The 9,115-nt window shown below is 49.8% G+C and carries 9 protein-coding genes; 3 read left to right on the top strand and 6 right to left on the bottom strand.

Features of this window, described 5'->3' with window-relative positions:
- Positions 1-340: 340 nt before the first annotated feature.
- Genes Q8M98_03445 through Q8M98_03420 form a run of 6 tightly spaced genes read right to left on the bottom strand, consistent with a single transcriptional unit; the run spans position 341 to position 4,670 of the window.
- Positions 341-1,018, bottom strand: a complete 678-nt coding sequence (locus Q8M98_03445) for an ABC transporter ATP-binding protein (GenBank protein ID MDP3113811.1) — start codon at positions 1,016-1,018, stop codon at positions 341-343.
- Positions 1,015-2,211 (bottom strand): ABC transporter permease, encoded by a 1,197-nt coding sequence (locus tag Q8M98_03440; GenBank protein ID MDP3113810.1) that lies wholly within the window; start codon positions 2,209-2,211, stop codon positions 1,015-1,017. The genes Q8M98_03445 and Q8M98_03440 overlap by 4 nt, the downstream gene beginning before the upstream one ends.
- Positions 2,212-2,223: 12 nt before the next feature.
- Positions 2,224-2,832 (bottom strand): hypothetical protein, encoded by a 609-nt coding sequence (locus Q8M98_03435; GenBank protein ID MDP3113809.1) that lies wholly within the window; start codon positions 2,830-2,832, stop codon positions 2,224-2,226.
- 11 nt (positions 2,833-2,843) lie between these two features.
- The gene (locus Q8M98_03430) at positions 2,844-3,872 is read right to left on the bottom strand and encodes a hypothetical protein (protein ID MDP3113808.1); all 1,029 of its coding nucleotides are present in this window, start codon (positions 3,870-3,872) and stop codon (positions 2,844-2,846) included.
- Between the two features lie 13 nt (positions 3,873-3,885).
- Positions 3,886-4,353: a FixH family protein gene (locus Q8M98_03425; GenBank protein ID MDP3113807.1), complete on the bottom strand. Its 468-nt coding sequence runs from the start codon at positions 4,351-4,353 to the stop codon at positions 3,886-3,888.
- Positions 4,354-4,370: 17 nt separating this feature from the next.
- Positions 4,371-4,670, bottom strand: coding sequence for a metal-sensitive transcriptional regulator (locus Q8M98_03420; GenBank protein ID MDP3113806.1), 300 nt, complete (start codon positions 4,668-4,670; stop codon positions 4,371-4,373).
- A gap of 152 nt (positions 4,671-4,822) precedes the next feature.
- Here Q8M98_03420 and Q8M98_03415 point away from each other — a divergent pair, with 152 nt between their 5' ends.
- From Q8M98_03415 to Q8M98_03405, 3 genes are all read left to right on the top strand, one after another.
- Positions 4,823-6,028: a ribonuclease H-like domain-containing protein gene (locus Q8M98_03415; GenBank protein MDP3113805.1), complete on the top strand. Its 1,206-nt coding sequence runs from the start codon at positions 4,823-4,825 to the stop codon at positions 6,026-6,028.
- A gap of 342 nt (positions 6,029-6,370) precedes the next feature.
- Positions 6,371-7,912 (top strand): YifB family Mg chelatase-like AAA ATPase, encoded by a 1,542-nt coding sequence (locus Q8M98_03410; GenBank protein MDP3113804.1) that lies wholly within the window; start codon positions 6,371-6,373, stop codon positions 7,910-7,912.
- Positions 7,913-7,922: 10 nt separating this feature from the next.
- A complete protein-coding gene (locus tag Q8M98_03405) occupies positions 7,923-9,050 on the top strand; it encodes a Fic family protein (protein ID MDP3113803.1) in 1,128 nt (375 codons plus the stop codon).
- Positions 9,051-9,115: the final 65 nt, after the last annotated feature.

Below are 9,115 nucleotides of genomic sequence, written 5' to 3'. Positions count from 1 at the left end.
TACTGGCAAGCATTCTATGCCTTAGCTCTTCAGCAGGCAATGTGTCGTTAACATGGATACGGTTCATCTGTACCTCCAGCTATTGTTGTTCTGGAGATACTATAATCATAATTTGGATTTATGCAAGCGAATTAGTATAAGTCCGTATTGACTCCGTAATGCTAAGGAGAAAGCGCAGGATGCCGATCCTGCGAAACTGTTCCCATCGTTTCCGCAGCATCGGCATGCTGCGCTACATATTGACACACTCGTTAGCTATGCAAACGGGGCTTCGGATACAAAGTTCCAAAGCCCCGTCCGGGTTCTCCCTTATGGAGTGAAGTTTAAGGAGGTGTCCAATCTACGTTATCAGGTTGCCATCGATGAGTTCCATAATCCTGCCGGCTCTTTTTGCCAACTCGTGATTGTGGGTAACGAGGATGATGGTGATGCCGCGGTCGCGGTTCAAACCGGTGAGGATATCCGCGATTTCTTCGCTGCGTTTGCTGTCCAGGTTTCCGGTGGGTTCGTCGGCAAGGATCACCTTGGGGTTGTTGATCAGGGCACGGGCGATGGCGACGCGCTGCATTTCCCCTCCGGAGATCTCTTTGGGCAGGTGGTTGAGGCGTTTTTCCAGCCCTAACAATTTGGCTACGTCGTTCACGTTGATGCGGATATCGGGATTGCGGTGAAAGGCGAAGGGCACCATGATGTTTTCCTTGACGGTGAGGGTGGGAATCAGGTAGAATTTTTGGAAGATATAGCCGAAAAAGTTTCGACGGACTTTGGTGAGTTTGCTTTCCGGCATGGCTTTGCCGTTTTCGAAGACGACCTGACCGGCGATATTCAGATATCCGCCGCTGGGGTCGTCCAGACAGCCAAGCAGGTGGAGCAGAGTAGTTTTTCCTGAACCAGAGGCACCCACGAAGGAGACAAAATCTCCTTCCTCGATGTCGATGCTGATTTTGTTCACCGCACGGATTTCTTCGGCTCCGCGAAGATACACCTTGCTGAGGTCAAGCGCGTTGATGATGTTCATATTTCCCCCTCGCTGCTGCGGATTGCTTCAATGGGTTTGATCTTTGAAGCTCTGTATGCCGGATAGATTCCGCTGATAAGACCGATGCCGACGATGATACCGATGGAGCGCAAAACCAGAGGCAGATCGATCAGAACCAATGAACCCTTGGGCGAGAAGGGCAAAATATGGCGAATCAGACCTTCCGTGACGGCGGCGAGACCCACTGAAAGCAGGGCTCCGAGGATGCCTCCGGCAAGACAAATGATCACGGTTTCCGTCCAGATCAATCTGAAGATATGCCATGCCGAGGCGCCCATGGATTTCATGATGCCGATCTCCTGATAGCGTTCCAAAACGGACATCAGGATCGTATTCATCACTCCGATCATCGCGATCAAGATGGCGATCAGGGCAATGGACATCACCATGATGCGCGCAGTGCCCACAAGATTGGAGATAGTGCTTTTGACCTGCGCCATGGAGACGACCTGGACGTCCGGAAGTTTATAGAGCCTTTCTTCAAAGGCGTTCACGTCCGTGTTCTTATCTACCTTGATTCCGATGGAGGTGAGCTTTCCCTCCACTCCGAAAACGGTCTGCAAAGCCTTGTAGGGAACGAAGATAGTGCCGTCGTCCTGAGTGCCGCTGCGTTTGAGGACACCCACAACCGTGAGTTCGACTTCTTTTTCCGGGATCAACAGGATGTCGCCCACTTCGCGCTGCTCAAGCTCCGCGGCTTCATAGCCGATTACGGCTTCCAGTTTGTTGGGATCGGTGAACCAACCGCCCTGGGCAAATTCCAGATAGGTTTTCATGCCGGGAAACGTGAGTGGATCGACTCCCGTGTAGGCAGCGATGCCTCCGCTTTCACCGATCATGGGATCAAAGACCGCCTGCATGAGCATTGGCGTGAGACCCACGACCTCGGGATGCTGTGATAGACCGTCCAACGTGGTTTCAGGAAGATAACGCAAGCCCGCTCCGCCCTGCATCATCAAGGTCGCCGCTTCGTAAGGACAGCCCTTGGCGGTGAGCAAGACCTGGAATCCGAGGTTGTCGATGTCGCTATCCAGGGACTTTTCATAGCCCTGATTGAAGCCCAAAAGACTGATCAGCACCCAAGTGGAAAGCGTGATCCCAAAGAGGGTCAGGATGCTGCGAAAGCGCTTGCGGCGCAGATTCTTATAGGCGATTTTATTTATTGTTGGCATGGCAATTCTCCATTAGAGCGAGCCCCAGGAACCGAAAAGTTCCATCAGGACCAGGTTCTTTTTCACGCCGCGCATGATGAAGTGAAAATCGGCATCGTTGGCGACGGGGTTTTTGATGTTGGCGGCTTTGCCGCTTCCTTTTTGTTTCACGACGTCATAGGCATCAAAGTCCTTGATGGACAGACCATTGAACTGATTGGTGAAGGCGGCGGCTTTGAAGTTCTTGCTGTTTTTGCTGCTGAGTTTTTGCATATACATGTTTGTGATAGTGCCTTTGGTATCGAAGACCAGAAAGACCTGCAATCCGCCAAAACGCCCCTTTTGATTGACGCCGTGGATATAGCCGATACTGGTTTTTCCACGATAGATTTCATAGAGGGTATAGGGAACGTCCATCGTTTCAAAGAGTCCGGTGAATTTGTCTCCGAGGCGCTTTTCCACTTTGTCCAACAGCGGCTTTCCGCCTTCTTTGGAGACGGATCGGTAAAAGGTTTTGTAGCCTGTGGAACCGGGGAAAAGGCGCTTCACGTCTTTATCGGGATCGTTCAGATCGCAGCCTACTGCAGCATTCAGCGGAATCAATAGAAGTGCTGCGAGCAGGAGCAAATATAGCTTTTTCATGGTTTATCCCCCTAAAAGACTATTCCTTTATAGAAATATGCCTGAAGCACGACGGTGTGGTGCTCACCGGGATAGTGATAGGTATAGGTGGAGCGGAGCGTGAGATCGGGAGTGATCCTATAGCTGAGCCCCGCAGAAAAGTATTGGTTTGCGTCGTTTTTAAGCTCCGTGAATTGACTCTGAACTTCCAAAGCGGCGCGTTCTTCCGGCAGCAGAAACAAGCTGAGCCGTTTCAAAACAGCGTATGCTCTCTCGCCGTCATATTCTCCATAGAGAAGATCGGATTTGAGCTCCAGGTTCAGGTATCTGAAACCGGTATCGAGGCCGCCGAAGAGCAGATCGTGCTTTTTGTTGTTGTGCATCACTTCATAGCCCATGCTTTTCAGGATCTTTCCTTCCGCACCGGATATTCCGATGGTGAAATTGTCTCTAACCAGATCGCCAAAGCCGCCACGGATGGCAAAAAGGCGGTTTTCACCGACGTATAATGGCATCCCGGAACCAGTGGTGGCGGAAGTGGAGAGATTGAAATGATCCCCGTCATAATTGATTCCGGCACCCCAATCACGATCGAAATTCAAGCCGCTCATGGAGTTGTCTTTAAGTAGCAAAGCGTGGTTATCCAGATATGAGGAGAGACCGATGGCGGTTTTGTTGTGTCCCACCCAGATATCCACGATGGGTGCCTTCCAGTTGAAAAAGGCGTTATAGAGCTGTGGCTGGATACTCTTGGATTCGTTTTCATCATAGGCAAGGCGAGCCTGCACGGCGAAGTATCCAAGGTCTTTTGATCTGCCTCCGATTCTGCCGACGTAATCGAAGCCGAGGGATGGTTTCTGCATGGCTTCGTGAGGATGATGAGAATAGAACTGCCACTCCTCGGTGGCGGTTCCATAGCCGGCAACTCCCTGTGCTTCAAAGAAAAGCATGTTGTTTTGGGCGGCGGAGATCATAGGCAGCAGAGTGAAGATTGCGATCAAAAAGAAGGCGATGAAAACCCCCTTCCGGTTTTTGCCGGAATTGATTACATGGTGTGTCATGGTGTGCTCCCTGCTACTTGATGTCGAGCTGGACGAAGGCGTTGCCAATCTGGCGTTTGTCTTTGTTAAATTTGAGCTCGATCTCCCAATCACCAAGCATCATGAAATAGACGGGGATAGCATATTGGTTCTTTTTGTTCAATTTCATGGGCTTGTCACCGGTATCGTGAGAGCCTTTCATCGAAGGCATATAGGCATTCGCGGTCAGGTTCAGGTGAGTTATGCGGTTTTTGTTTTTGTCAAAGACGTTCACGAGCAGGAGAAAGCTTCCAATCTTGGGGCTTTTGTTCCATTCGTAGGTGACGTAGTGGTCTTTATCGATCCAGTGCGCTTTCTTGGCGGCGGGGATGACTTGTTTGGCGTCCGTCTGGCTGACGGTGGCGGATTTGGCTTCCAAGCCTTTGGCACAGTATCCGCAATGTTGTGCCAATAAAGGCATTAGGATCCAGGCAGCGAGAATGATTACGATGAATTTCTTCATTTTAAGCTCCAGTATTTTTATTTTGTCATTCGGTCTATGGTCTTTTTCAGCTCGTCCAGAATGTCCGGAGAGCCGGATTGGATTTGTTCGAGAATGCAAGAATTGAGATGCGCTTCAAAAAGCTCCTTGGCGACTGATGCCAGGGCGCTGCGCGTAGCAGTGATCTGGGTGATGATGTCGTCGCAATAAACGTTGTCGGAGAGCATTTTCTGGATGCCGCGCACCTGTCCCTCGATCCGTTTGAGGCGGTTCAGCAGCTTCTTTTTGAAGGCATCTTGATGATGCGCCTTGCGTGTGTCGGCAGGGCAATGTTCCATATCTATCGCTCCTTTATGATACCCCTGGGGGGTATTTATAGAGTAATGCAAGTTTCGCGCCGCGCAAATTGTTTTTTTGGTAGAGCAGGATGTCCGGTCTGTATTAACGATTTTTATTGCCAGCCAAGGCAGCTTTGAAAACATGAAACTATATGGATATCAGAGATATGAACGACGATCGCGATTTATATGGCGTGGAACTGTGCCTTCTCATCAGGGAAGCGCTTTCCGCCGCCATCGAGGGAGATTTTTCCGCCCATAATGACCATCCCTTTTTCTCCACGCGCAGGGCTTATGACATGTTCACCGAGGTGGAGGGGCTGCCGCTTTATCCCAAAACACTTCCGCGGGTCTTGCTCGATTGGGCGAAGCTGGACGCTTCGGTTGCCTGGCAGAAAGAGGACATCCTCGTTCTGGATCTGGAAACAACCGGCTTGGGACGCGGAGGCACGATTGCGTTTATGATCGGACTCGGCTATTATGACGACGGTCAATACATCGTGGAGCAGATCTTTCTGCCGGAGCCGGAGGCGGAATGCAATTCCTTTGACCGCCTGATCGAACTGCTGGAAAAGAAAAGCCTGCTCATCACCTTCAACGGCAAGACTTTCGATATCCCCGTGCTGGAATCCCGCATCCTCTATCATCGCCTGTGGTTGAATCTGCGTGAAAAACAGCATCTCGACCTATTGCACATCGCCCGCAGGCTGTGGAAAAACAAGCTTCCGTCCTGCGCGCTGGAATCCATCGAATACTATATCATGGGTCATATCCGCGACAAAGAGCTGGATATTGAAGGCGGCGACATCCCACAGACCTATTTCCAATTCCTGATCAACGGCGATCCGGAACTGATTCGCAGAATCTTTGTCCATAACCAGTTTGACATCCTGCACACTGCCGCGCTTTTTGCCCTGATCTGCGACTGCATCGACACTCCCGTCAAGGTCGGCAGCGACCATCGCATCGATTATCACGCTCTGGCAAAGCTTTATCTGAGCCAGGGACACGCGGACATCGGTAAAAACATCCTCATTGATCTAATCGCGAAAGACCTGCTTTGCCCGGAAACCGCTTTTGAACTGGGACGTATCTATAAAAAGGAAAAAGACCTTCAAAGCGCTGAAAGCTGCTTTGCCATGAGCGCAGCGCTCTTTCATCCGCCTTCGGTGCTGGAACTCACAAAGTTGCTGGAAAAGAAAAAGGAATTCAGTGCCGCGAAAGCCTGGACGGAAAAACTGTTGCTTTGGCACAGCAGCCGCGTGGGAGAAGAGGCGAAGATCATCACGGAACTGAATCAAAGGCTCGCGCGGCTGACGAACAAGATCATCAAAGCGGGCACCGCCCCTGCCGTCTAATATCTATAAACATCGTTTCAGAGCCGTAAATCGACTCATTGCGTGCTTCTCCGCAGGATCGGCATCTTGCGCTTCCTCCTTAGCATTACGGAGTCAATACGGACTTAGTCCGTAATGAGTCCGTATTGATTCCGTAATGCAAAGGGGGAAGAGCCGGATTTTATAGGTGAGATTTTTTAAGTGCAAGATGAAAAATCCCGTCAACATTGCACGGTCAAAACGACGGTTCATGGAAAAAGATATTGACACATTCGGAGATATTTTGTCCTGTGTAAAATAAGCTCAGCTCGATTGAGCGGCAGCTCGAAAGTGCAAAAAATTGAGTAGTCAGGAGAAATCCTAATGGTAGGAATCGTAACCACATACACCACCGTGGGCATCGACGCGCAACAGCTCACTGTGGAATGCGACGGCAGCGGAAACGTCTATTACGTAAACATCGTCGGCATGGCGTCAAACGCGGTCAAGGAAAGCAAAGACCGCATCTTTGCCGCGCTCAAAAACTCCGGCTGGGATGCTGCGATCCGCAGATTCACCATCAATCTCGCTCCTGCGGACATCAAAAAAGACAGCGCCGCGCTCGATCTTCCCATCGCCATCTCCGTATTGCAAAGCATCAAGCAGCTTCCGGTGGAATACTTGAAAAAATATGGCATCATCGGCGAGCTTTCTCTGGATGGAAACGTGCGCCCCGTCAAAGGAGTATTGCCCATCGCCATTGGCGCGAAACGGGATAATCTCGATGCTTTGATCCTGCCTTTTGAAAATGCCGAGGAAGCCGCCATCATCGAAGGTTTGAGGGTGATCCCGGTCACATCATTGAGAGAGGCGGCGGATTTTATCCTGGGTAAGATCACGATTCCGGAAGCAACCGTCGATCGCGACAAGATATTTCAGGTTCTCAACGATTTTCCGCTGGATATGCACGATGTCAAAGGACAGTTTCAGGTCAAACGCTCTCTCGAAGTGGCGGCAGCCGGAGGTCACAACCTGCTGATGATCGGTCCTCCCGGCAGCGGCAAAACCATGCTGGCGCGCCGTGTGCCTACCATCCTGCCGGAACTCTCTCTGGACGAGGCTTTGGAAGCCACCAAGATCCACTCCGTTGCCGGCAATGCCAAGCTTTTCCGCAATGGGATTCTGACTACTCGACCCTTTCGTTCCCCGCATCATACTATTTCAGATATTGCGTTAATCGGCGGCGGCGCCTTTCCCCGTCCGGGAGAAGTGTCTCTTTCCCACCGCGGCGTTCTCTTTTTGGACGAATTGCCGGAATTTAAACGCGCAGTGCTGGAAGTGTTGCGTCAACCCCTCGAAGACGGAGTGGTCACCATTTCCCGCGCCGCTTCCAGTTTGACCTTTCCCGCGGAGTTTATGCTCATTGCATCGATGAATCCATGTCCCTGCGGCTATTATGGATCAAACATCCCCAACCATTCCTGCAATTGCGAATTTGGCGTCATCCAACGCTATCGCAACAGAATATCAGGACCCCTTCTGGATCGCATCGATATCCACGTGGAAGTCCCCACCGTCAGCTATTCAGACCTCACTTCCCTTCCCTCTGGTGACAAATCCAATGAGATCCGCAGCCGCGTGAACAAGGCAAGGGGCATCCAAATGCAACGCTATCAAGCGGATGGCATCTACTGTAATTCCCAGATGGGGTCAAAGTTGCTGCGCAAATACTGCAAATTGGACGAGGAAAGCCACCGCCTCATGCAAAACGCCATCGACAAAATGGGCTATTCCGCGAGGGTCTTTGACCGCATCCTCAAGGTTTCGCGCACCATCGCCGATCTCGAAGGATGTGCCGATATCCGCAGCGAACACATCTCCGAAGCGATCCAATACCGCACCCTGGATCGGAAATATTGGAGCTGAGGGAGGGATCATGAAGTTTGAAGAATTCAAATCGGGAGTTTACAAGAAACAGTATCAATACAGTAGTTTCCTGCCTGCCAAGATCAATCAAGTATGGACTTGGGAGGATCCACGCGTCAACGTGTTGCTGGAACAAGCAACCCAATCTTTGGGAGAATTGAACGCTTTCTCGCTGATCGTGCCCAATGTTAATCTATTTATACAGATGCATATTCTGAAAGAGGCAAACACATCCAGCCGCATTGAGGGGACAAATACGGAAATTGAAGACGTTATCTTGGATGAGGATTTGGTGTTGCCGGAAAAAAGGGACGACTGGATTGAGGTTCAAAATTATGTTAATGCAATTAATTTCGCTATTGAGAAATTGGACACACTACCTTTATCTCTAAGATTGATCAGGGAAACTCACTCGATATTAATGCACAGTGTTCGGGGAGAGAATAAAACACCAGGCGAGTTTCGTAGAAGCCAGAACTGGATTGGTGGTTCATCGCTTTCTGACGCAGCTTTCATACCACCGCATATCGAAGATATGCCAGATATGTTGGGCGATTTTGAGAGTTTTCTGCATAATGTAAACATAAATACTCCTCACTTGATCAAATGCGCGATTATGCATTATCAGTTTGAGACCATACACCCGTTTTTGGACGGGAATGGCCGCATCGGCAGGCTGCTCATTACTCTTTATCTGGTTCGCAACAGGCTTTTGAATAAACCTACATTATATATCTCGGATTATTTTGACAGTCATAGAGGAGCATATTACGATGCGCTAACAAGGGTCAGGGAATCTCATGATCTGGGGCACTGGGTTAGGTTCTTTTTACAGTCTGTGATCGTTACGGCAGAAAAAGGGAAGACCACTTTTAACAGAATCCTCGAGCTTCATAGAAACACGGAAAATGAGATTGTGACACTTGGGAGACAAGCTTCTCATGCCAGAAAACTGATTATCCACATGTATCAGTCTCCTATCATCACCGTAAAAAATGCCAAGTTGTTGCTGAACCTGAACTATGCATCTGTAAATCATCTGATTAGCAGATTGGTTGAAATTGGAATTCTTCGTGAGATTACCGGTTATGCCAGAAATCGTGTGTTTATATTTGAAAAGTATGTAAGCGTTTTCTGATGAAAGTCATAACATAGTTTCCCATATTATGAGATAGGCGCATGAAGTCAACATATAGATTCCCT

The organism is Candidatus Cloacimonadaceae bacterium, from assembly GCA_030693415.1.
Lineage (GTDB): Bacteria > Cloacimonadota > Cloacimonadia > Cloacimonadales > Cloacimonadaceae > JAUYAR01.
The sequence above is the reverse complement of the archived record's forward strand: the minus strand, read 5'-3'. Positions and strand labels throughout refer to the sequence as shown.

Excerpts from the sequence above, each read along its gene's own strand:
- Q8M98_03445 (MDP3113811.1), bottom strand. The coding sequence starts at position 1,018 with ATGAACATCATCAACGCGCTTGACCTCAGCAAGGTGTATCTTCGCGGA.
- Q8M98_03415 (MDP3113805.1), top strand. The coding sequence starts at position 4,823 with ATGGATATCAGAGATATGAACGACGATCGCGATTTATATGGCGTGGAA.
- Q8M98_03410 (MDP3113804.1), top strand. The coding sequence starts at position 6,371 with ATGGTAGGAATCGTAACCACATACACCACCGTGGGCATCGACGCGCAA.
- Q8M98_03420 (MDP3113806.1), bottom strand. The coding sequence starts at position 4,670 with ATGGAACATTGCCCTGCCGACACACGCAAGGCGCATCATCAAGATGCC.
- Q8M98_03425 (MDP3113807.1), bottom strand. The coding sequence starts at position 4,353 with ATGAAGAAATTCATCGTAATCATTCTCGCTGCCTGGATCCTAATGCCT.
- Q8M98_03405 (MDP3113803.1), top strand. The coding sequence starts at position 7,923 with ATGAAGTTTGAAGAATTCAAATCGGGAGTTTACAAGAAACAGTATCAA.
- Q8M98_03435 (MDP3113809.1), bottom strand. The coding sequence starts at position 2,832 with ATGAAAAAGCTATATTTGCTCCTGCTCGCAGCACTTCTATTGATTCCG.
- Q8M98_03440 (MDP3113810.1), bottom strand. The coding sequence starts at position 2,211 with ATGCCAACAATAAATAAAATCGCCTATAAGAATCTGCGCCGCAAGCGC.
- Q8M98_03430 (MDP3113808.1), bottom strand. The coding sequence starts at position 3,872 with ATGACACACCATGTAATCAATTCCGGCAAAAACCGGAAGGGGGTTTTC.